At 66.0% G+C, this 20,365-nt stretch carries 20 protein-coding genes and 1 pseudogene; 12 read left to right on the top strand and 9 right to left on the bottom strand.

The features are described from left to right. The first annotated feature begins 66 nt into the window (after positions 1-66). Positions 67-1,683 (top strand): ATP-binding protein, encoded by a 1,617-nt coding sequence (locus tag Q8M13_RS10475; protein WP_305299901.1) that lies wholly within the window; start codon positions 67-69, stop codon positions 1,681-1,683. Positions 1,684-1,686: 3 nt separating this feature from the next. Here the strand turns inward: Q8M13_RS10475 and Q8M13_RS10480 are convergent, their stop codons facing one another. Continuing rightward, a complete protein-coding gene (locus tag Q8M13_RS10480; protein ID WP_305299902.1) occupies positions 1,687-2,373 on the bottom strand; it encodes a DJ-1/PfpI family protein in 687 nt (228 codons plus the stop codon). Between the two features lie 81 nt (positions 2,374-2,454). Between Q8M13_RS10480 and Q8M13_RS10485 the strand changes: the two genes are divergently transcribed. Further along, the gene (locus tag Q8M13_RS10485) at positions 2,455-3,396 is read left to right on the top strand and encodes a GlxA family transcriptional regulator (protein ID WP_305299903.1); all 942 of its coding nucleotides are present in this window, start codon (positions 2,455-2,457) and stop codon (positions 3,394-3,396) included. On the opposite strand, the gene Q8M13_RS10490 is transcribed toward Q8M13_RS10485, so the two are convergent. Then, entirely contained in the window at positions 3,393-3,956 is a 564-nt protein-coding gene (locus tag Q8M13_RS10490) for a DUF1003 domain-containing protein (RefSeq protein WP_305299904.1), read from the bottom strand. The genes Q8M13_RS10485 and Q8M13_RS10490 overlap by 4 nt on opposite strands. 88 nt (positions 3,957-4,044) lie before the next feature. Then, positions 4,045-5,181, bottom strand: a complete 1,137-nt coding sequence (locus Q8M13_RS10495; protein ID WP_305299905.1) for a cell wall hydrolase — start codon at positions 5,179-5,181, stop codon at positions 4,045-4,047. 285 nt (positions 5,182-5,466) lie between these two features. On the opposite strand from Q8M13_RS10495, the gene Q8M13_RS10500 reads away from it, so the two are divergent. From Q8M13_RS10500 to Q8M13_RS10520, 5 genes are all read left to right on the top strand, one after another. Next, a complete protein-coding gene (locus tag Q8M13_RS10500) occupies positions 5,467-5,649 on the top strand; it encodes a hypothetical protein (RefSeq protein WP_305299906.1) in 183 nt (60 codons plus the stop codon). Positions 5,650-5,754: 105 nt separating this feature from the next. Continuing rightward, positions 5,755-6,162 carry a hypothetical protein gene (locus tag Q8M13_RS10505; protein WP_305299907.1) on the top strand — a complete coding sequence of 136 codons (408 nt, stop codon included), beginning with the start codon at positions 5,755-5,757 and terminating at the stop codon, positions 6,160-6,162. Between the two features lie 104 nt (positions 6,163-6,266). Continuing rightward, positions 6,267-8,516 (top strand): excinuclease ABC subunit UvrB, encoded by a 2,250-nt coding sequence (gene uvrB, locus Q8M13_RS10510; RefSeq protein WP_305299908.1) that lies wholly within the window; start codon positions 6,267-6,269, stop codon positions 8,514-8,516. 211 nt (positions 8,517-8,727) lie between these two features. Next, a complete protein-coding gene (locus Q8M13_RS10515) occupies positions 8,728-9,018 on the top strand; it encodes a hypothetical protein (protein WP_305299909.1) in 291 nt (96 codons plus the stop codon). Positions 9,019-9,095: 77 nt separating this feature from the next. Further along, positions 9,096-9,389: a hypothetical protein gene (locus Q8M13_RS10520; protein ID WP_305299910.1), complete on the top strand. Its 294-nt coding sequence runs from the start codon at positions 9,096-9,098 to the stop codon at positions 9,387-9,389. Here Q8M13_RS10520 and Q8M13_RS10525 read toward each other — a convergent pair. From Q8M13_RS10525 to flgK, 5 genes are read right to left on the bottom strand one after another with little or no spacing between them, the layout of a single operon-like run. After that, positions 9,386-9,661 (bottom strand): GNAT family N-acetyltransferase, encoded by a 276-nt coding sequence (locus Q8M13_RS10525; RefSeq protein WP_305299911.1) that lies wholly within the window; start codon positions 9,659-9,661, stop codon positions 9,386-9,388. The genes Q8M13_RS10520 and Q8M13_RS10525 overlap by 4 nt on opposite strands. 12 nt (positions 9,662-9,673) lie before the next feature. Next, positions 9,674-10,864: an acetyl-CoA C-acyltransferase gene (locus Q8M13_RS10530; RefSeq protein ID WP_305299912.1), complete on the bottom strand. Its 1,191-nt coding sequence runs from the start codon at positions 10,862-10,864 to the stop codon at positions 9,674-9,676. A 29-nt stretch (positions 10,865-10,893) separates the two neighbouring features. Next, positions 10,894-12,051, bottom strand: coding sequence for a tRNA 2-thiouridine(34) synthase MnmA (gene mnmA, locus Q8M13_RS10535; RefSeq protein ID WP_305299913.1), 1,158 nt, complete (start codon positions 12,049-12,051; stop codon positions 10,894-10,896). 43 nt (positions 12,052-12,094) lie between these two features. Next, a complete protein-coding gene (locus Q8M13_RS10540) occupies positions 12,095-13,027 on the bottom strand; it encodes a flagellin (protein ID WP_305299914.1) in 933 nt (310 codons plus the stop codon). A gap of 13 nt (positions 13,028-13,040) precedes the next feature. Beyond that, complete coding sequence (gene flgK, locus Q8M13_RS10545; RefSeq protein ID WP_305299915.1) at positions 13,041-15,143, bottom strand: flagellar hook-associated protein FlgK; 2,103 nt, start codon at positions 15,141-15,143, stop codon at positions 13,041-13,043. A gap of 453 nt (positions 15,144-15,596) precedes the next feature. Here flgK and Q8M13_RS10550 point away from each other — a divergent pair, with 453 nt between their 5' ends. From Q8M13_RS10550 to Q8M13_RS10565, 4 genes are all read left to right on the top strand, one after another. Further along, complete coding sequence (locus tag Q8M13_RS10550) at positions 15,597-17,072, top strand: flagellar hook-length control protein FliK (RefSeq protein WP_305299916.1); 1,476 nt, start codon at positions 15,597-15,599, stop codon at positions 17,070-17,072. A 9-nt stretch (positions 17,073-17,081) separates the two neighbouring features. After that, positions 17,082-17,780: a flagellar hook assembly protein FlgD gene (locus tag Q8M13_RS10555; RefSeq protein WP_305299917.1), complete on the top strand. Its 699-nt coding sequence runs from the start codon at positions 17,082-17,084 to the stop codon at positions 17,778-17,780. 41 nt (positions 17,781-17,821) lie between these two features. Beyond that, on the top strand, positions 17,822-19,207 hold the full coding sequence (locus tag Q8M13_RS10560; RefSeq protein ID WP_305299918.1) for a flagellar hook protein FlgE: 1,386 nt from the start codon (positions 17,822-17,824) through the stop codon (positions 19,205-19,207). A 166-nt stretch (positions 19,208-19,373) separates the two neighbouring features. Further along, positions 19,374-19,661 carry a DUF1153 domain-containing protein gene (locus Q8M13_RS10565; protein ID WP_304807401.1) on the top strand — a complete coding sequence of 96 codons (288 nt, stop codon included), beginning with the start codon at positions 19,374-19,376 and terminating at the stop codon, positions 19,659-19,661. 66 nt (positions 19,662-19,727) lie between these two features. Here the strand turns inward: Q8M13_RS10565 and Q8M13_RS10570 are convergent, their stop codons facing one another. Further along, positions 19,728-20,117, bottom strand: a complete 390-nt coding sequence (locus Q8M13_RS10570; protein WP_305299919.1) for a RusA family crossover junction endodeoxyribonuclease — start codon at positions 20,115-20,117, stop codon at positions 19,728-19,730. An 83-nt stretch (positions 20,118-20,200) separates the two neighbouring features. Here Q8M13_RS10570 and fumC point away from each other — a divergent pair. Further along, positions 20,201-20,365 (top strand): annotated as a pseudogene (fumC, locus tag Q8M13_RS10575) (class II fumarate hydratase); the annotation flags it as partial.

Below are 20,365 nucleotides of genomic sequence, written 5' to 3' on the forward strand. Positions count from 1 at the left end.
GACGAGGGTTTTGACGGCGTAGCCCGTTCAGCCCGAAAGATGGCGCCGTCGCGCTGGATAACCGGCGTGCTGAACGCCGCGCTCATTGGCGCTTTGCTTGGTCCTCGAGCCTCGATGATCTGGGCGCTGGCCTTGGCCTTGGCGGAGGTCTGGACGTGGTTCGCCACCTCGGCTCATGAGGGCGATAAGCCGCCAAGCGCTTTGAGACGCCTTTCCTATCTGGGCTCGGCCTTGGCCGTGAATTTCGTCTGGGTCGGTCTCGCCTTCACCTATTGGCGGTCGGGAATCCCCGGCGCGGAGTTCCTGGCGTTCCTGACGTGGTCGGCGCTGGTGGCCAACGCGATCAGCCATGCCTTCCGCTCTCCTCTCGCCGTACTGGTGTTCGGCGCGCCCAGTGCGGTTGCGCTCCTCGTTGCGACGATACTGTTTCCCGCCTTCCAGGGCCCCACGCAGTTGGCGGCCGCATTGGGCGCGGTGGTGTTCGTCGGCTATGCGGCGATGTCGGCGGAGCGGAGCGTCCTCGCGGCCCGGGAATTGGTGGCGGCGCGACGCGAACTCGAGGCTCAAACCCTCGCCGCGAACGCAGCCAACCAGGCCAAGTCGGCCTTTCTGGCGATGATGAGCCACGAACTGCGCACCCCGATGAACGGCGTGCTCGGGATGGCCCACGCCCTGGAGCGCACTAAGCTCAGCCCTCGTCAGGCCGACCACGTCGCCACCTTGCTCAGGTCGGGGAGCGGCCTGATGACGATTCTAAATGACATCCTCGACTTGGCGAAGATTGAGGCCGGACGGTTCGACGTCGAGAACCGCCCCTTCGACTTGCCCTACGCCGTCAATCGCTCCGTGGAGCTCTGGGCCCCTGCCGCCCTTGAAAAGGGTCTGGTCCTGACGTGCGAGATCTCACCGCAGGTTCATTCCTGGGTGAGCGGCGACGACGCCCGTCTACGCCAGGTCCTGCAGAACCTGCTCTCCAACGCGCTGAAGTTCACAAGCCAGGGCGAAGTTCGCTTGACGGTCGAGCCGACCGGCCGCGGCGACGAGATCGCCTTCACGGTCGCCGACACCGGTCCCGGAATCGAGCCTGCGACCCAGGCCCGCCTTTTCCAGGGCTTCACCCAGGCCGACAGCAGCATAGCCCGGCGTTTTGGCGGCACCGGCCTGGGCCTGGCGATCTCTCGCAACCTGGCGCGGCTCATGGGCGGCGAAATCACGCTCAAGAGCCAACTGGGCGAAGGCTCGAGCTTCAGGCTGGTCCTGCCCTTGCCGGAGGCGACCTTCCAGCCCGAGCTCTCGCCCTCCACGCCAGCCTTGGCCAGGGAGGCCCTGGTTCGGGCCTTGGTGGTTGACGACAACCGCACCAATCAGGAGGTCGCTCGGGCCTTGCTGGAAGCCTTGGGCCTGACGGTGGAAACAGCGGCCAGCGGGCAAGAAGGCCTGACGGCCCTGGCGACCGGCGGCTTCGACGTGGTCTTCATGGACATCCATATGCCCGGTATGAGCGGTATTGAAGCGCTGGCGGCGATCCGGGCCAGCGGCCTGGAGACCCTCCCGGTCGTGGCCCTGACCGCCGACGCCATGACCGGCGAGCGCGAACGTCTGCTCGCGCTCGGCTTCAACGACTATCTCAGCAAGCCTATCGAGCCCGCCGCACTGGTGCGCGCCTTGGGGATGGCGGCCTAGCGGCTACGCCGGCTGCAGGCGAGCGGCCGCCTCCTGGGCTGCGGCCATGCGCGCGGCAGCGCCGGACGCCAGACCTGCCTTCACGGCGGCCAGCACTTTCGGTGACGCCAGTTCGGGGCGCCCGGAGGCGAAAGGCGGCGCCGGCGCGTATTCCAGCCCAAGTTGTATGGATTGGGCGAAGGTCTCGCCCGCCAGCTCTGCGGCGACCACGAAGGCGAAGTCCAGCCCCGCGGTCACGCCGCCGCCGGTGATGATATCGCCATCGCGCGCCACCCGGCTCTCGTCGACGATTGCGCCGAACGGGATCAGAAGGTCGCGCCAGGCCCAGTGACAGGCCGCGCGCTTGCCGCGCAGAAACCCTGCTGCCGCCAGGATCAGCGATCCGGTGCAGACGCTGGTCAGATACTTCGCGCCGCCGCCTAGCCGCCGAATCTCGCTCATGAACGCCTCGTCGAGCATCGCATCGGTCGTGCCGAACCCGCCCGGCACGCAAAGCATGTCGCAATGCTCGACTTTCGACAGGTCAGCCAGATTGGCGAAGGTCAGGCCGTCAGCCTGGATGTCGCGCCCTCCCATCGAGGCCACCGTGACCGTGGTGTCCGGCAAGCGCGCCAGCACCTGATGCGGCCCCGTGAAATCGAGGTGGGTGACGTCGGGGTAGATCGGGATGACGATCTGAAACTGGGACATGGCGACCTCCGGGGATTTGACGCCGCTACCCTGCGCGGCCTAGCCTGCGGCAGAAATGACATTTTTCCCTTGGATTCAGCCATGACCCGCACGCTCGGCGTCCTGATCTTTCCCGACTTCCAGATCTTGGATGTCGCCGGCCCGGTCGCCGCGTTCGAAATCGCCGCCCGCTATGTTCCAGGGGCCTACGAGATCAAGGTGATGGCTTGCGAGCCAGGCCCGGTCGCCTCCTCGTCACGCGTCCTGATGATCGCCGAGCCGCTGACCGACGCGCCCCTTGATACTCTGATGATCGCCGGTGGCGATGGATCGCGCGCAGCGGTGCTGTGCGCCCGCACGGCCGAATGGATCAGCGAGGCGTCGGCCAATGCGCGGCGCACCGCCAGCGTCTGCTCGGGCGCGTTCCTCCTGGCCCGAGCCGGCCTGCTGGATGGGCGCAGGGCCACGACCCACTGGGACCGCTGCGCCGACCTAGCCCGCCGGTATCGCAAGGTGCGGGTCGAGCCCGACCGGATCTTCGTGCGCGACGGCGACTTCTGGACCTCGGCCGGGATCACGGCCGGCATCGATCTGGCGCTCGCCCTCATCGCCGACGATCTCGGCGAGGACATCGCCCGTGCCGTGGCCCGCCAGCTGGTGGTCTACTATCGGCGGCCCGGCGGCCAATCGCAGTTTTCGGCCCTGATCGAGATGGGCGGACGCGGCGGGCGCTTCGCGACCCTGCTCGATTGGATGCGCGAACGCCTGTCCGAGCCGCTAGGGGTCGAGAAGCTGGCCGACAAGGCGGCAATGAGCCCGCGCCACTTCGCCCGCGCCTTCGCCGCCGAAACCGGCATGACCCCGGCCAAGGCCGTGGAGCGTCTGCGCTTGGAGACCGCGCGCGAGCGAGTGGAGAACACCACCGACCCCATCGACCGCGTGGCTGAGTTCACTGGCTTTGGCGACCCAGAGCGTATGCGGCGGGCTTTCCTGCGCGCCTTCGGCCAACCGCCCCAGGCCCTGCGCCGCGCCGCGCGCGCTTAGCGCTGCTCAGCCAACTTCGCGACCTGGATGTTCAGCAACTCGATGGTCTGGTTCTGCGCCTCGATCAGCCGCGCGAGATCGAGGTTGCGCATGGCGTCCATCTTGTCATGCAGGTGCATGATCTCGAGCTCGGCGCGCAGGTTCACCACATAGTCGTGCTCAGCAGCCCGACGGTCCTGCGCGCTTTGGCGGTTCTGACTCATCATGATGACCGGCGCCTGAATGGCGGCCAGCATCGACAGCATCAGATTGAGGAAGATGAAGGGATAGGGATCGAACGCCAGATGGCCGCCACGGGTGAACTGGTTCCAGCTGATCCACAGGATCAGGGCTAGGCCGAACCCGATGATGAAGCCCCATGAGCCGCCGATCGAGGCGACGCGGTCGGCCAGTCGCTGGCCGAAGGTGCGGTCGTCGCGCGACAGGATCGGGTCAGCGCCGCTGGGCGCTTCGGCCGCAATCAGGTCAATCACGCTTTTCTGCAACGGACTGAGCGCCCCATAGGGGCTGTTCAACAGGCCCTGGGCCAGCTCTTCGCTACGGTTCGGACCGTTATTCATATTGGACTTCCCGAGTCGTTTCCCGACCACCACCGACCGTCACGCAAGCATGACGTATCGGCGATGGCAGAGAAACGACTTCAGGAACTCAGTCGGTTCCGACGACCTCGGCTTCGGCGTCGACCGCGCGAAGCGGCGTGAGCTTGGCGGGCGTCAGCTTGGCCGCCGGAAGCTTCACCGGTTCAGAAGCGGCGCGAGCCGAGCCGGCCACTTCGGCCGCCGCCGCGGCAGGCGCCGCGACACGGTTCGAAGCGCCAGATTGGACGCTCGCAGATGCGGCGGCGTCAGCCTTGTCCCCGGTCACCGCCGAGGCCAGCCGCAGTTCCTTGGTGATTTCCATAGGAGCCGCGGGAGCCGGAGCAGAGGTGAAGGTGGCCAAATTGGTCGCACGATGGCTTTCGGCGCTAGCCGTATAGACCCGCCCCGCGTCGCGCCCCACGCGATAGAACACGTGCAGCCCGACCTCAGCCGTACGCACCAGGCGCGGACCCCAGTTGGGAGCCACGTTGACGGTATGGAAGTGAGTGGCGTCGCCAACGCTGCTCATAACCCCGCCTGAGAGGGCCTTGGAGGCGACCCTCTGGGCGCGGTTCCAGGCGACGGTCTCGCGACCACGGCGCATGGAGCCGTCGCAGGCGAAGCTGAATTGGCACCCTACCCGCTTGCCCGCGCCCTGAAACACCACGGCGCAAACGGTCTTCGGGAAGGCCGGATGGCGAACGCGATTGAGCACCACCTGGGCGACGGCGGCCTGTCCGGCCGGCGTTTCGCCGCGCGCCTCGAAATAGACCGCCTGGGTCAGGCATTCGAGTTCGCGGGAGGTTTCCAAAGCGCCGCTCAAGTGGAAGGGCGCCGCGGCAGGCAGGCTGACGCCTCGCAGCGGAATTCGGCTGCCGCTGGGCTGTTGGGTGTTTTCCAACCGCGTCAGCAGGACAGCGTCTTGCCGGTCACGATCGACCGAACCGCTGGAGACAAAGGGATCATGACGGCGAGCGACACGTAGAACCCCTGGATCCAGGGCGGCCGCTTCGCGTTCGAGAACGGTGTCGGAATAGGCGCCGGCCGCCGCACCTGCGAGGCGTGAAGCCCGGGCGTGGTCGGTCGCGGCGCGCGACATGCCGCCGGCCATGTAAGCCGCGCCCAGCGCAAGCCCAATGCCCGAGCCGATCAAAACGGCGCATGTCGGCGCACGCCAATCGGCGTGAGCCTTAATGTCGAATGTCAAAGAGAGTTGTCCCGTGTGGCGAGGGCGTTGCGCCCCCCGACATCGTCGTCACGTGCGCCCCTGCTCATGCTGGCGGCGTCGCGACTATGAACCTGTCCAGATACACGTGGAGTGGCAGGTTACGGCGAAGTTGAGCGGAGTTATGACGATCCGCACCTGGGGTGGCAAGCCGACAATCGGTCGCAGCCCAGCTTTTTTCAGTTTTTGTTAACCGCCTGGGGGCTTTTGCGGAACTTCACCGTGGCCTCGCCGTTCATTGCAAAGCTTTAGAAATCAAGGAATCCCATGCGCAAGACCCTCAGCCTGATCGTCCTAGCCGGCCTTGCCATCAGCCTCTCGGCCTGCGGCCATAATGTCGAGCAACGCGCAGCCACGGGCGCGGCGACGGGCGCCGTCTTAGGCGGTCCGGTCGGCGCAGTCGTCGGCGCAGGCGTCGGAACCGCCGTCAGCAAGGCGGCCGACAAGTAGGTTGGACACCGGCTCTTTCGCGCGCGGAAGGGCCGGTGCAAGATCCCCGGAATCTCGTGAACGGCGCCATAGCTGCGCCCAAATTCTGATGCCAGACTGCCATCAATGCTTAAGGTCGTCGCGCTCATAGCCCTGGCGGGAACCGCTCTTCCGGAAGCCTCGATCGCCGCTCCGGCATGGCGCGTCCAACAAGCCTGCGCGATGCAACGCTACCTGCGCGCAACCCCGGCCTTCCCCTCCAACTGGGGCCACCAGAGCGCCAACGTCTCCCTCAATGGCTCGCGTCAGGTCCTGGTTCGACGAGAAGACCCCGACGCCCGCGCCCAGTTCGACGCCGCCATGCGCTCTGGCCGCGGCTTCGCCGATCGCGCCGCCGAACAGCTGGCCATGAGCGAACGCATCACCCAGCAGGAAGCCTATCGCCGGATCGGCTCCGATCCAGGTCCCTGGCCGCAAGTCACGCCCGCCAAATGCCAGGCGCTGGAGAAGCGCGCCCTGAAGAACCGGCCTTAGCCTCAGCGGGCGGCGCGCCCTGGGTGCAGCCCGCTATGCTGCTGACACATCCTGACACTTCGGCGCACTAGCGTTCGCCCATGATCCACCCTACCTTGGCGTTCATGCCCCGTTCTCCCGAGACCGCGCCGACACCCCACGGCGTCGCCGACATGTCGGCGAGCTTCGACTACGACGAGTCCGCCATGCCGATGCTGTGGAAGCCCCACCGCCCGGCGCGGCCGGCCAAGTCGGAGGGCGGCAAGCGATTCAACCTGGTCAGCGACTACCAGCCGGCCGGCGATCAGCCGCGGGCCATCGCCGAACTGGTCGAGGGCCTGGAAGGGCGCGAGCAGGATCAGGTGCTGCTGGGCGTCACCGGCTCGGGCAAGACCTTCACCATGGCCAGCGTCATCGCCGAGACCCAGCGCCCGGCGCTGATCCTGGCGCCGAACAAGACCCTAGCCGCCCAGCTCTATTCGGAGATGAAGAGCTTCTTCCCGGACAACGCCGTGGAGTTCTTCGTCTCCTACTACGACTACTACCAGCCCGAGGCCTATGTGCCGCGGACCGACACCTACATCGAGAAAGACTCGTCGATTAACGAACAGATCGACCGGATGCGCCACTCGGCCACCCGCGCGATCCTGGAGCGCGACGACGTCATCGTCGTGGCCTCGGTGTCCTGCATCTACGGCATCGGTTCGGTCGAAACCTACACCGCCATGACCTTCACCCTCGAGCCGGGCCAGCGCCTGGACGAGAAGCAGCTGATGGCTGACCTGGTGGCGCTGCAATACAAGCGCAACGACGCCGCCTTCGAGCGCGGGACCTTCCGCCGCCGCGGCGACACGATCGAGATATTCCCCGCCCACTACGAAGATCGCGCCTGGCGCATCTCGCTTTTTGGCGACGAGGTGGAGACGATCACCGAATTCGATCCCCTGACCGGCAAGAAGACCGCCGACCTCGAGGGGATCAAGATCTACGCCAACAGCCACCACGTCACCCCACGCCCCACCCTCAACCAGGCGGTCATCCAGATCCGCGACGAGTTGAAGGAGCGGCTGGACTGGCTGGTCGCCAACGGCAAACTGCTGGAAGCCCAACGGCTGGAACAGCGCACGACATTCGACCTGGAGATGATCCAGGCCACCGGCTCCTGCGCCGGCATCGAGAACTACAGCCGCTATCTCTCGGGCCGCCGCACCGGCGAGCCGCCGCCGACCTTCTTCGAGTACATTCCCGAGAACGCTCTGCTGTTCATCGACGAGAGCCACCAGGCTGTGCCGCAGATCGGGGCCATGTATCGGGGCGACTACCGCCGCAAGTTCACCTTGGCCGAATATGGCTTCCGCCTGCCCTCCTGCCTCGACAACCGCCCGCTGAAGTTCGAAGAGTGGGATGCGATGCGACCCCAGACGGTCTCGGTGTCGGCGACGCCGGCGGCCTGGGAACTGGAACGCTCGGGCGGCGTCTTCGCCGAACAGGTCATCCGCCCGACCGGCCTGATCGATCCGCCGGTCGAGGTCCGCCCGGTCAACAAGAACAACCACACCCAGGTCGATGACGTGATCGCCGAGGTACGCGACGTCATCGCCAAGGGCTACCGCGCCCTGATCACCGTCCTGACCAAGAAGATGGCGGAGGATTTGGCCGAGTACATGCACGAGCAGGGCCTGAAGGTCCGCTATATGCACTCCGACATCGACACCATGGAGCGCATCGAGATCATCCGTGATCTGCGGCTGGGCGCCTTCGACGCCCTGATCGGGATCAACCTGTTGCGTGAGGGTCTCGACATTCCCGAGTGCGGCCTGGTCGCCATCCTCGACGCGGACAAGGAAGGCTTCCTACGGTCTGAGACCTCGCTGATCCAGACCATCGGTCGCGCGGCGCGGAACGTCGATGGCAAGGTGATCCTCTATGCCGACCGCGTCACCGGCTCGATGGAACGGGCAATGGCCGAGACCAACCGCCGCCGCGCCAAGCAGGAAGAGTACAATCTCGAACATGGCATCACGCCCGAGAGCGTGAAGAGCCAGATCAAGGAAATCCTCGCCAGCCCCTACGAGAAGGACCGCGTGCTGGTCCCCGTCGGCGTGGCCGAGGACTCCAAGCCGTTCATGGGCGACAACTTCAAGGCCACCCTGCGCGATCTGGAGGCCAAGATGCGCCAGGCCGCCGCCGACCTGGAATTCGAGACCGCCGCGCGTCTGCGCGACGAGATCAAGCGCTTGAAGCTGATGGACCTGGAATTCGCCAACGACGCCCTCACCGCCCCCGGCGAGGAGGTCGATCGGACGGCCGTCAAGCGCGTTAAGGCCGAGGCCCGCGCCGAGGCCGCCGAGCGATTCCGGAAGGGCAAACGTTAGGCGGCAGCTTGGCGTTAAACGCTCGGTTGGTCGCCCGCCAGCCAGGGTGGCGGCTTCTGTCACCTAAAGCCCACACCTCTTTGAACAACGTTCGTCAGCGCGCGGACGCCGGAACCACAGCGCCGCTTTGGGCGTAGATTCAGCGTGGGGCAGCGCAGTTGTGGCGGTCCGTTGGGGGCCGCTGGCATGTCGCTGCCAAGGGGCTGGAACCATGTCTCCTCCGTTGTCTGTCGTGGCCGACAACTCGACCGCCAAGAACAAGTCCGTCGCCACCGGCGACCTCTCCGAACGCATCCGCCGTCTGCAGGCCGAGGCTAAAAACCTGGCTCGTGAACACATCCGGGCGCTGGAAGCCGCGATCATCGAGGTCGAGCGGCTGTCGTCCGAAATCTCAGACGGCGGCGACGCCTATCCGGCCGGGGTGCGCGAACTGGCCCGCAGGATGGCCGAGGACTGCGAGATGAAGGTTCAGACATTGGAAGCCATCGCCTCCCGCAACTAGTTCGGCTCCCACTTGGCGCGTTTCCTGCTGCGCTTCGCCCAGAGTGTGCAGCTTTGGGAGCGCCAGATGTCAGTCCTATGCGTACCTCCACCGCCCTCAGCGTGGTGAGAGACAATTGCGGAGCCGTCCCGGTTCCCGCTGGAGCCAGCGTCTCAGAGCGCATTCGCCACCTGCAGGCGGAAGCTAGGCTTCTCGCCCGGGAGCAGATCGAGGCTCTCGAGAACGCCCTGCTCCAGATCGAGCGGCTGTCATGTGAGATCGCCGACGGCGGCGAAGCCTATCCCGTCGGCGTACGTGAAGTGGCTGGCCGTCTCGCCGAGGACTGCAAGAGCCACGGCGCCACGATCCACCTGCTCGCGGGCAGGAACTAGGCCAGCAAATCGCGGAATTCGGGGCTGCGGCGCAGCCAGGCCGCCGCATAGCCGCAGATCGGGGTGATGCGCAGACCCTGCGTACGCGCGTCAGCGGCCAGCGCGGCCATCAACCGTCCAGCTGCGCCCGTGCCGCGCAGCGCCGGCGGGCTTTCGACATGATCGATATAGAGGCGATCACCGGAGAGACGATAGTCCGCCCAGGACGTCATGCCCTGCTCGACCATCTCATAGCGGCTATCGGCCGTGTTGTTGCGCAGCTCGCTCGTCATCGCCTATTCCCTTCAGATCAGTTCGACCGCCATGGCGGTGGCTTCGCCGCCGCCGATGCAGAGGCTGGCGACACCGCGCTTGCCGCCGCGGGCTTCCAGCGCCGAAAGCAAGGTGGCCAGGATCCGCGCTCCGGATGCGCCGATCGGATGGCCCAGCGCGCAGGCCCCGCCGTTCACGTTGAGCTTGCTCCGGTCGATGCCCAGTTCACGCTCGGCGATCATGGCGACCACGGCGAAGGCCTCGTTGACTTCGAACAGGTCGACATCATCGACGGTCCATCCGGCTTTCCGCATCGCCTTTTGCATAGCCGGCACAGGCGCGGTGGTGAACAAGCCCGGCTCGTGGGCGTGGCCGGCATGACTGACCACCCTCGCGACGACCTTCAGCCCCAGCTTCTCGGCGACTGAAGCACGGGTCATCACCAGGGCGGCGGCGCCGTCCGAGATCGACGAGGCGTTGGCCGCAGTGATCGCCCCATCCTTGCCGAACGCCGGCCGGAGGGTCGGGATCTTGGCCGGATCGGCCTTCAACGGTTGTTCGTCCGTGACGATGGTCTCAGTCCCCTTGCGGGTGACCACCTCGACCGGAACGATCTCACGCGCGAAGGCGCCGCTCTCGACGGCGGCCTTGGCGCGCGCCAGCGACCCGATGGCGTATTCGTCCATGGCCTCGCGGGTGAACTGATAGGCGCGCGCGGTCTCGTCAGCGAACGAGCCCATCAACCGCCCCGGCTCATAGGCGTCCTCCAGCCCGTCCAGGTACATGTGGTCAAACGCGGTGTCGTGGCCGATCCGCGCACCGCCGCGATGCTTGCTCAGCAGGTATGGGGCGTTGGTCATGCTCTCCATGCCCCCGGCGATGACGATGTCCACGCTGCCCGCCGCCAGGGCGTCATGAGCCATGATCGCAGCCTGCATGCCCGACCCGCACATCTTGTTGACGGTGGTCGCCTCGACCGAATTGGGCAAACCCGCGCCCAGCGCGGCCTGGCGAGCCGGCGCTTGGCCAAGACCGGCTGGCAGCACGCATCCCATGAAGATCTGCTCTACCGCCTCAGGACTGACGCCAGCCCGCTCCACCGCGGCGCGGACGGCGGCAGCGCCCAAATCGGTCGCCTTCACGGGCGCGAGAACCCCCTGGAAGCCGCCCATCGGCGTGCGGGCATAGGAGGCGATGACGACGGGATCGGTGCGCTGGGTCATGGGAGAGATATAGCCCTCCCCGTCCCAGATTACAGCGCTGCGATGGTCCGCGCGATGAAGCCGCCGCCCAGGACGCGGTCAGGCGCTTCAGGCGCGTAGAGCACGCAGGCCTGGCCTGGGGCCACGCCTTCCTCAGCCTGGTCGAGGGCCACGCCGATCTCACCATCCTCGAACGTCAACCGTCCGGCGACCGGCTCGCGGGTCGACCGTACGCGGGCGAGGACCGGCCTGCCGACTGCTTCCTCGATGGTCGCAGTTTCACCCAGCCAGTTGGTTTCCTTCAGGCTCAAGGCGCGGGTCAGCAGCGCCTCGCGCGGCCCGACGATCACCTGGCGCTTGTCGGCGTCGATCTTCACCACGAACAAGGGATCGCCGACCGCGATGTTCAGCCCGCGACGCTGGCCGATGGTGTAGCGGGTCACGCCCTCATGACGGCCGAGCACCCGGCCATCCATATGGACGACATCGCCCGGCTCCGCGCCATGCGGGCGCAGGCGGTCGATGACCGTGGTGTAGCGGCCTTCCGGCACAAAGCAGATGTCCTGGCTGTCCGGCTTGTCCGCGGCGGCCAATCCCAGTTCGGCGGCCACGCGCCGCACCTCGGGCTTCGGCAGCCCGCCAAGCGGAAAGCGCAGGAAATCGAGCTGCTCGCGCGTGGTCGCGAACAGGAAGTAGCTCTGGTCGCGCGCCGGATCGACGGCCCGCAGCAGTTGCGGCCCATCCGCTCCCTCGGCGCGACGGACATAGTGGCCGGTCGCCATCGCCTCGGCGCCCAGGTCGCGGGCGACGTCCAACAGATCGCGGAACTTCACCGTCTGATTGCAACGGATGCAGGGGATTGGCGTCTCGCCGCGCAGATAAGAGTCGGCGAAGTCCTCGATCACCTGCTGCTTGAAGCGGCTTTCGTAGTCGAGAACGTAGTGCGGAATGTTCAAGGCGTCGGCCGCCGTGCGGGCGTCGTGGATATCCTGGCCGGCGCAGCAGGCGCCCTTTTTCTGAATCGCCGCGCCATGGTCATAGAGCTGCAGGGTCACGCCCACCACGTCGTAGCCGGCGCGCGCCAGCAAGGCGGCGGAGACGGTGGAGACCACCCCGCCGGACATGGCGGCGACCACGCGGGCGCCGGGCTTCAGGCCCACGGCGGCCCGGGCGGCTTCCACGGCCGCATCTGTGAAGAGCGCGTTCATCGGCCGCTATGTAGCGGCTCGCAGCCCATTTTGCGAGGTCGGCCTACTTCAGCATATTGACGAGGGAGGAATCCCGCAGCGTCAGGAACACCTGCGTCGAGGCCTGCAGCGCCAGTGTCGCCTGCTCCAGGTGAATGGTCACCTCGGGCATATTGGCGTCCACGATCCCGCCGATCATTTCCTTCAGACTATCCTGGCGCGTGGTGAGGTCCTTCTTCACCCCCTCGACTCGAGCCTGCATCATCCCGTTGCGCGCGGTCTTGTCGATCACGTTGCTGGCGGCCTGGTCCCAGACCTTCAGCTGCTGTTCCAGGAAGGTCCGCTGAGCGTCAGTCATGGTGCCGGTGAGTGGGCCATCCGTGCTTTCGTGGAACGCTTGGATCGCCTTGTAGGCGGTCAGCATCTCTGTCCCGAGGTCGGAGGCCAGCAATCCGGTCCTCACCACCGTGGCGTCGTCCACCTTGTGCTCGGTGATGAAATCGTCGTTCTTGAAGAAGTCCGAGATCGCCGGGGTCAGTGGGTCGGTCAGGTCCGACAAGGACTGGGCGGTCACCGGCTCAGCGTCGATCTTGCCGCCTGCGAACAGGTACTTCCCGCCATAGCGCGAGTTCATCGCCGAAACCGAATTGCGGAACTGCGCCTCGACCTCCTGCATGAGGGTGTCGGTTCGGCCGGTGGCGATGGCCTCCTCGATGGCTTGCTTCGTCGAGGCCGCGGCGTCGCCAAGCTGGCTCAGGGAAAAGTCCTGAGTGGTCAGCTTGTCGGTGATCATCTTGTTTTGCTCGAGGTAGCCGCCCAGCCGGCTATCGACCGAACGCATGGCCGTGAGCATCTCGGCGTTGCGCGAATAGTCCTTCAGATCCGACCCGTTCTTCTGGGTCGCCAGCTTGTCGCCGGCGTCCATTTGGCGCTGCTGGGCCAGCATGATGTTGGAGAGTACGCGGCTGTAGTTGCCGCCGGTCGTGACGCGAAACATCGGTCAGCCTCCGCTAAATCATGTTCGTCAGGACGTCGAACAACTCTTTGGCCGCCTGGATCATGCGGGCAGAAGCGTTGAAGGCCTGTTGATAAGTGGTCATCATGACGAGTTCCTCGTCGACGTTCACGCCCTCGACCGCATCGCGCCGGGCGTTGGCTTCATTGGCCACGGCCTGGGCCGCGCTCTTGCGGTTGTCGGCCGCCTGGGCCTGCCGGCCGACCGAACCACCGAACTCGGCGGCGTAGCGGCTGAGGGTCATGGTCACCGCGCCGAGTTCGCCGGCCGCGGCGAAGTTGGTGGTGACGTCGCCGGCCTCGCCCAGCAACCGCGCGCCGCGCCCGTCGCCGGCGGTGATCGCCGGCCGACCAGCCGCAACGCTCAGGTCGAGCACGCCAAGGCCGAGCTTCATCGGATTCTGCTGCAGGGCCGGATCGACCTTCAGCCTGCCTGCCCGAGAGTTCCGCTCGATCGAACCAATGCCGAAAAGCTGGCTCATCGACGGACCGCCCGCCCCGCGCTGGGTCAGGTCCTGGGTCACCGACAGGGTCGCATTGACCGGCGGCGTGCCGTTGAAATTCAGGGCTCCCTTTGCGTCGAGCGTGAACTGGCCATAGAGGCCGACGCCCGTAGCCGGATCGTTCAGCGAAGTTAGCAGGTCGCTCATATTGGCGCCGGGCGGCACGGTGATCACCAGGTCGCGGATCGGCTTGCCATCGCCCTGCGCCAGCCGCAGGCTGATCGTGTCGCCAGCCGTGAAGCCGTGGGGGTCCGTGGCCTTCAGGCCGGTTTCATAGCTGATCATCCCGCCGGACTTGATCAGGTCGTTCATGCCGAAGAAGTGCGAGAAGGCGCGCCCGGCCTTCATCGACGTCCCTTCGTCGATCGCCACGCCCGTTCCGGCAGCGCCCTGAATGCTGAGCGCCCCGTTCACGAAGGTCGCCGTGGCATTGCCGCCGAGGGCTGTGTTCAGATCGGCCAGGAAGCTGCCGGACGTGAAGGTCCCCCCCGGCGTCATGGTCATGGTGTCGAAGTCGATTTCGACCTTGTGCTGGACCACGCCGTCATTGGGCCCGGCGCCGCCGACCACGGCGATGGTGGTCTTGCCGGTGAAGCCGCTGACCGCGGTCGGCAGGTCGAGCCCGGTATTGCGCCCGTTAAGGGCGTTTGGCGCCGGCGATGAGGTCGTCTTGTTGTGCGCCGCGTTGATTTGCTCGGCCGCACGCGAAACGAACTCGCCGAGCTGATCGGCCATGCCGGGCAAGGTGGTGTCGCGAAGATCCATCAGGCCACGGATCTCGCCGCCGGTGATCTGGATCGGCTGAGCGAAGCCTGACAGCCCGTCGGGCTCGACGGCGATGTAACCCTTGGTCGGATCGGTCCGGTTGTAGCTAAGGGTCGCCGCCTTGCCGTCACCGGCCAACAAAAGCCCCTCGGCCGAACGGACGGTGACGCCGCCACTGGACTTCAGCGCCACCTGAACATTCACGAGGGTCGCGAGTTCATCCACGAGCTGGCTCTGGATGTTCTCCGAACCCGACGCGTCACCGCTTGTGAGCTTGGCGCGGCTGATGTCGGAATTGAGTTGATTGATCTGCCGCAGCAGATCGTTGGCGCGTTCGACGTCGGCGGCGATGCGCGCATCGACGGTGCCGCCTAGCTCGCTGAACTGCGCATTGATCCGGGCCGATTCAGAAAGGAAGTTCTCGACATTCCCCATCGCCTGACTGCGCAGCAGGCTCGACGACGGATCGTCAGCCGCCGCCGAGAAGGCCGTGAAGATGTCGTCGAGGCGCGAGAAGTAGAACCCGTCGCTGGAGGGATTGCCGAACAGGCTCTGGGCGTTGTCCAGATATTGCGACACCGCGCTCCAGCGACTTGCGTCCGATGACGCCGTCAGACTGGCCAGTTGCAGATACTGGTCGGTGACCCGCTCGACGCCTTCGATCGAGACGCCCATACCCTGGCCCCCGACGACCAGGGGCGACTGGATCACGTGCTTGCGGACGTAACCGGGCGTGTTGACGTTGGCGATGTTGTCGGACGTCGAGCGCAGGTTCACCTGGGCGGCGTTGAGCCCCGACGAAGCCGTCTTCAGCATTGCGGTCAGTGACACAGTTTACCCTCCGCTCGGCAAAGCCTGTCGCGCGACCCGGCGAAATCTGCCGAGAGTTTGGTGAACGCCCGCGCGAGGGGCCTATAAAAGTCCAAGCTTTTCAATGCAGTCCCGTCAGGGCCCGGTTGTTCTCGCGAAGCACGTCGCAAGACCGGCGCCAGAGCCTCGCATCCGCCTGTTCACCAACCCACTCCGCCAGACGCCGAGATCGGCAGGGACGACCTATCGCCCCGCTTCAGCCCGGCAAAAAACGCCCCCGGCTTGTGACGGGCGCCAGCTCAACCAGATCTATTTTCCTTATTTTACAATTACTTGCATTGAGAAACCGAACATGGCGCAAACGTTGCTCTGACCCTGCCGAATGTACGGCGCAGAAGCGCTCCCTCGAGATGGCCCCACGAAACGGGGCCGGACCATCCGGAAGCCATGACAGCGCCACTGTTTAATTTGCCAATGACGAGTCCGATCACCGGACCCTCGACGCCGACCGCCGCCCAAGGGCCGATGGCCGGTTTCGAGGCGCTGTTGGCTGCGTTCTTCGGCGAGCCCGGCGAACAGGCCGCCGGCGGACTATTCGGGGAAGACAAGACCGCTGACGAGGACGCCGCCCTTCAACCGGGCATGGCCGACGGCCCCAGCACCCCGCCGCTGTCAGCCGAGGGCCAGGTCCTTGCTGCGATGCTGGCCGGTGCGCCGGCGCAAACGGTGCAGGCGGCTCCCGACGCCGCCGAGACCGCGGCTGACGGACAGTTCACAGGCGGTGCGGCTGCTTCGCCAACTGTTCCCTTCCAGCCCCCGGCTCCGAGCATCGCGACGGGAGCGAGCGCACCTCAGGCGCCGCTGCAACAGAACCTCCCAGCTGGCCCGCAAACCGCGCCGCTCACAGCAGACGCCGATCCGCAATCCGACCTGGCCGGTCTGGCTCAATCCGAAGCCCAGGCCCTCGTCGCCGCGGCCGCCACCGACCCGCAGGCCGCGCGTCCGGCGACCGCCCAGGCCGCCGATGCGAAGTCGCCAGCGGTGGCTCCGCACCCGACCAATCCAGGGCCGGCCGCCACATCCTCGGCAAGGCAGCCCGCCGTTCAGGCTCCGCCACCCGCCCCCATAGAGCCGCCCGCCGCGACCCAGGCCATGGCCCAAGCTGAAGTCCTGGCGGCCGCTCCGGTCGAGGCCGAGCCCGTCCAGCCGCACCCCCCGCAACGCAACGCCAAGTCCGCCGAGGCGGCCCGGCGCGGCGAAGCGCACGCGGCCGCTGCGCCCGCCGCGCCGATGGACGATGCATTGTCCCCGACCGCTGTCGCCCCCGTCACCAACGCGTCGGCGTCGGGCGAGCCCGCCTCCAGTATAGAGACCGAGACGCTCGCCCCGGCTCGCGAGGCGAAGACCGAGGCCGCGCCTGACGCACCGGACTTCCAGGCCCCTGCACCCGCCGCGGCCACGGCTCATGCCGCCGCGCCGGCCGCTCACGCAGCGCCCGTTCGCGCCACCTCCGAAACCGTCGCCAACCTCACGGCGCAAATCTCCAAGCACCTCGAAGGCCAGTCGACGAAGTTCGAGGTCGAACTGAACCCGGCCGGTTTGGGCCGCGTCAGTGTCTCGGTGGAGATCGCCGCCAGCGGCAAGATGACCGCGGCCATGTCCTTCGACAGCCCGCAGGCCGCCGCCGAGCTCCGCGCGCGCTCGAACGATCTGCAGCGCGCCCTTGAACAGGCCGGCTTCGACCTCTCGGGCGGGCTCTCCTTCGATGTCGCCGGCGATCATGGTGAGGGACGCGGCGCGCCGCAGCAACAACAGAATGACGGCGCCGCCTGGCGCGGACGCGCCTTCCAGGCGGTGCTTGGCACTGCCGGCGAGGCCGTCGAATCCGCCAGCTCGCTCGCACTCAACTACGGACGCCGGTCGACCACCGGCGTCGATGTTCGGATCTAGGGGACAGACATGGCCATCGATCCCACAGCCGCCGCCAACAATAGCGCCGCCGCCACCGGCCGCACGCGCATGGCCGACAGCTATGAAACCTTCATGAGCCTGCTGACCGCGCAGATCAAAAACCAGGATCCGCTGTCGCCGATGGACTCGACCCAGTTCACTCAGCAACTGGTGCAGATGACCGGCGTGGAGCAGCAGCTCCTCACCAACGATCTGCTGGAAAAGCTGGTCACCAACACCGGCTCGGGCATCCAGACCTCGGTCAGCCTGCTGGGCCGCGATGTGCGGGCGGTCAACAGCGACGCCAAGCTGACCGCAGGCAAGGCCGAGTGGAGCTACAAGCTCGACCGCGAAGCCACCGAAGTGACCATCGAAGTGCTGAACGAGTTCGGCAAGACGGTTCAAATCATCAAGCCCACCGACAACAAGGCGGGCGACCACACCTTTACCTGGAACGGCAAGGACCGCACCGACCAGCAACTCCCCAACGGCGGCACCTACACCCTGAAGGTCACGGCCAAGGACTCCGCCGGGGCCGCCGTGCCGGTCACCAACTTCGTGCAAGGCATCGTCACCGGCGTCGAGCAGGTGAACGGCCAGACCCTGATCACCGTCAACGGCGTGAAGGTCGGCTGGGAGAAAGTCACCTCCATCGCCGAGGCGCCCAAGCCGCCCACGACCACTCCTGAATCCGAGCCGGCCGCTTAAGCGCGCCGCCACCGAAGCAATAGCGAAAGAAGGCACACACCATGAGCATCAACAGCGCAATGCTTGCCGGCGTTTCGGGGCTGATCTCGAACTCCTCGGCCCTCGCGGCGATTTCCGACAACATCGCCAACGTCAACACCGTCGCCTACAAGCGCAATCAGGTGAACTTCGCCAACGTCGTGACATCCCAGGCGGTCAAGGGCCGCTACTCGGCCGGCGGCGTGCAGGCGGTGACCCGCCAATTCGTCAGCCAGCAGGGCCTGATCCAGAGCGCGACCTCGGCGACCGACCTCGGTATCTCCGGCGATGGCTTTTTCATCGTCGCGAACAAGGGCGCCGGCCTGACTCCAGCCGACCAGCGCGTCTTCACCCGCTCGGGCTCCTTCAGCGTCGACGCCGACGGCTTCCTGGTCAACGACGCCAAACTCTATCTGCAGGGCTGGAAGGTGCAGTCCGACGGGACCTTCAACACCAACCCGTCCGACCTGAACATGATGGATTCCATCAATGTGAAGAACCTTGGCGCGGCCGTCGCGGCGACCAAGAACGTCGTCGTCAACGCCAACCTTAACAAGACTCAGACCGTCTCGGCGGGCGAAGCCGGCTATGCGGCCGGCGAAATGGCCGAATGGGCCGTCACGCCGCGCCCGGCCACCGCCACCCAACCCGACTTCACGTTCGAGATGAACGTGATCGACTCCGTCGGCGCCACCCACAAGGTCGCTGTGTCCTTCCTGAAGGACAACGATCCGGCCAACCCGAACCAATGGCATGCGGAAATTCACGCTATTCCCGCCACCGACATCCAGGGCTCGACCAACGGCCTGATCAGCTCGGGCGTCGTCAACTTCACCGCCGATGGCCAACTCGATCTCGCCAACACGGACCTCTTCGGCGCTCTGGGCGACGAGCCGACGCTGAACCTCGGCGCGTCGGGCGGCGCCGCCACGACCCGCTGGGCCGACGGCCTGGGCATCGCGGCCTCGGCTATCGACCTCGATTGGAGCAAGGTGACCCATTACGCGTCCCAGTCGACCCTCAACGCCTCCAATTCCGATGGCGCCAACGTCGGCAACGTGATCGGCGTCGAGGTCAGTGAAGACGGGATCGTCTCGGCGATCTTCGATAACTCGGAAGTCCGCCAGATCGCCAAGATCGGCATCGCCACCTTCGCCAATCCTGACGGCTTGGCGGCAGTCAGCGGCAACGCCTATCGGGCGACTATTCCCTCCGGTGAGTTTGTCATCAAGCAGCCGGGGGTCGGTGGAGCTGGCGAAATCGCTCCCGGGACCTTGGAAGCATCCACCGTCGACCTCTCTGCAGAGTTCACCGGACTAATCACCACACAGAAGGCCTACTCGGCTTCTTCGAAGATCATCACCACTGCAGACCAGATGCTTGAAGAACTAATCAATATTAAGAGGTAATTCCTCGCGTTAATCACGCTTAACATCGAACGACATCTTAGACTGTATCAGAATCGTACACGGAGGGATCATGAATAAGCTTTTGTTTACTATCGTGATTCACCGGCTGTTATGCCCCCTCCGCTATCTTCGACCCGAACAGTGATGGTCGGAAAGGCGTAAAGCCATGTTGCAACAACAGCAGACGCGCACGAACAGCCGCGGCGAGGCCTATGTTATCGGCCCGACGGGTGCGCCTTTGACGTTGAATGATCTGCCGCCCGCAGACACCGGCCGCTGGGTTATCCGGCGCAAGGCCGAGGTGGTGGCCGCCGTTCGCGGCGGGCTGCTGACCCTGGACGAGGCGTGCGAGCGTTACACCCTGACCAACGAGGAATTCCTCGCTTGGCAGAAGTCGATCGACCGCCACGGCCTGGCGGGCCTGCGCACCACGCGGCTTCAGCAGTATCGCTGATCCCGCACCTCAGACTACGGTTTGAGAAAGCGACCGCGCCGGTCTCCGGCGCGGTCGCTTTCGTTTTCAGCGCTGATACGGCGCGCCCAGCAGGTTAGCGTCCGACAGCTTGCGGACACTGACCACGATCCGCTCCCGCTCCCCGGCTCGCCGCTCGACCAACAGCCGCGCGACCTGGGCGTCGTCATGGAAGGCGTGGCCCTTGATCGCGTCGAGGATCGCCTTCGCCAGGTTATCGAGGTCGATCCACGGCGGATCGCCGACATATTCCATCATGATATCGACCGAGAACTCGCCCCATGACGGACGCGCGCCGCGCCAGGCCTTGCGGAAGAACTCGTAGACCAGCGGCTTGTAGTATTTCGACTGGGTGGTCAGGCCGTCCACGACGATCTCGAAGAGGCCGTCGGCCTCCCGCGCGCGCACCTTTCCATGATGGGTCCAGCTATCGTCCATGGCGCTCCATAATCCGTGCGCGCCTTGCAGTCTCGCGCCCGTTCGTTAAACCGACGCTGCGAAGCAATCGGAGCCCTTTGACCATGACCGCGACCCGCACCGAAACCGACACCTTCGGCCCTATCGAGGTCGCGACCAATGTCTATTGGGGCGCGCAGTCCCAACGGTCGATCGGCAACTTCAAGATCGGTTGGGTAAAGAAGCGGAATCCGGTGATCCGGGGGCTGGGCATCGTGAAGCGAGCCGCC

Source organism: Phenylobacterium sp. (assembly GCF_030681155.1).
In the GTDB taxonomy this organism is placed as follows: domain Bacteria; phylum Pseudomonadota; class Alphaproteobacteria; order Caulobacterales; family Caulobacteraceae; genus Phenylobacterium.